The 341-nt window shown below is 60.7% G+C and carries 1 protein-coding gene; it reads right to left on the bottom strand.

Annotation, left to right across the window (positions count from 1 at the left end):
- The coding region (locus tag MKD49_RS25835; RefSeq protein WP_252697722.1) for a C40 family peptidase at positions 1–341 on the bottom strand (341 nt) is incomplete at both ends.

The raw sequence follows: 341 nt of genomic DNA, 5'->3' as shown, positions 1-341 counted from the left end.
CTGGCCGTTACGCCACCAGTCATCCTCACGATGAAAGTCCGGCATCTCAATCCCCGCCAGATGATAAGCATCCCGGAACAGTGTGTAACAGTCCGTCACACCGTGCTCAAAGCGCCGCCCGGTGAGATGCGGCACACAGCGGAACTTATGAATCGTCCCCCGGCAGACCAGCCACCACGGCAAATCACTATGCACCTGCAGCCGCCGGTCGGCCTCACTCAGCCAGGGCAGACCACCGGGGTGGCTGTGGACCAGCGCCACAATCTCACCCTGCATTTCTGCCTGCAGCCAGTCTTCCGGCGACATACGGAAATACGCCTCCGGCTCACCGGAGATATTCA

The organism is Herbaspirillum sp. WGmk3, assembly GCF_023952535.1.
Taxonomy (GTDB): domain Bacteria; phylum Pseudomonadota; class Gammaproteobacteria; order Burkholderiales; family Burkholderiaceae_D; genus Herbaspirillum; species Herbaspirillum huttiense.
Note: the sequence above shows the minus strand (reverse complement) of the source record. Positions and strands in the feature narration are given on the sequence as shown.